This window comes from Candidatus Obscuribacterales bacterium (genome assembly GCA_036703605.1).
GTDB lineage: Bacteria > Cyanobacteriota > Cyanobacteriia > RECH01 > RECH01 > RECH01.
In genome coordinates this window covers 1-1,535 of sequence record DATNRH010001043.1, presented here as the reverse complement: position 1 = coordinate 1,535, position 1,535 = coordinate 1, and the positions used below count along the sequence as shown (strand labels likewise).

Here is a 1,535-nt window from a genome sequence, read left to right as displayed (position 1 = left end):
TCGGCTTGGGCCTGAGCTACGGCTGCAGGGCTAGGATCTAACAGCCCCCGGGCTCGATCCAGTCTGGCTTGAGCAGTTTCCAGGGCTGCTGCTTTTTCGGCAATTTGGAGATCGGCCAGGGCACCCGTGTCTGCCAGTTGCTGAAAGCGGTTGAATTCTTCTCTGGCAAATTGCAGAGCGGCTTCAGCTTCGCGGACGTTGGCCGCTGTGGTAGACTGCGCGTCGAGGTAGGCCTGCTGATGGAGATCTAGCTCGGCCTGAGCGGCAGCGATCGCCCTTTCTCCTGCTTGACGCTCCGCCTCAATTTGCTGTTCGAGGGCAATCAGTTCTTGGGTTATGTGGGTCTGTTGTTGCTGAAGCTGATCGAGTTCGGCTTGCACGTGCTGCTGACGCGATCGCAGCTCTGCATCGTCAAGGATGACTAGTTCATCTCCCTGTTCAACCTCATCGTTGACTTTCACCAAAATCTGCTGCACCTTTCCGGTTGAGGCAGACTCCACAATTCGCAGATCCCCTTCAGGACGAATCACCGCTGGAGCCTTGACGGTGACATTGTATTTGAACAGCGCGGAGAGGGCGATCGCGCCACCAAAGATACCAACCAACGCCAGACCTCCCAACCTCGACCAGCGAGAAATAGGAGGTAAGAATTCATCTGGTGTAACAGTATGAAGCACTGCAAATATGCGATTCTAGGTTGAACCAGTACAGGAATAGCAGAAGCCAGCCGATGAAATTGAGTACTGTTGGCTTTCTCTGGGTTAGGATGGAGCGATCGCCCCCCTCATCCAGTATCGTAATGAAAGCTCCTCACAGCCCGGAATGTTATCAGAAGTCTTGTGAACCAGAAGAAATACGCGTGTTAGCAACGGTGGTGTTGAAGACACGGGTTGATTTTACCTCCCATGAGGTGATAGCAACTACTACAGCAATCCGACCACATTCGGAAGAATTCACAAACGTGAAAACACTGTTCCGTCGTGAAATGCTCGCCTACATATCACATAGGATGGCCATACCATTCGTTCTGGAAGTTGAATCTTGTGGATCTTGAGTGATCTCAAACATCGGGTCACGAGCATGAAGACAGCCTGTAGCGACGTTACTGAATAAAGATATGATACAGAAGATGTGCAAGATGCTCACACTACCTTGATTATGAATAAAGTGTGAGCGTCTTGCTCACGGTTCATTAGCACAAATCCTATAGCGATCCAGCAACGCCTCAGTAGCTTTTTAGAAGATGTGGGTTAGCTCATGGCCAGGCTGAGATGGTACCACCTCTCCCAGGCCCATCTGAAGGAAACCTGGCGTGCACATTGCTAGAAGCAGGGGGAGGGGAGAACCAATGAAAGAGAACACCTCTCGTCTTTCCACCTGAATAAGTTTGCATCTGATCTTCTGTCAAATCTGTGACATCAATGTGATGCAGCAAATTCATCGATTTTGGGTGTTGGGCAATTGAGTTGCTGTTTTTCTTGACCATAGCTGACTCCTCGTGTTTTTTTCTTTAGAACAACAGGTTCTGCAAACAA

At 50.1% G+C, this 1,535-nt stretch carries 1 protein-coding gene; it reads right to left on the bottom strand.

Annotation, left to right across the window (positions count from 1 at the left end; all coding sequences use genetic code 11):
• The coding region (locus tag V6D20_21300; GenBank protein HEY9818318.1) for a biotin/lipoyl-binding protein at positions 1 to 605 on the bottom strand (605 nt) is incomplete at its 3' end.
• Positions 606 to 1,535 lie beyond the last annotated feature (930 nt).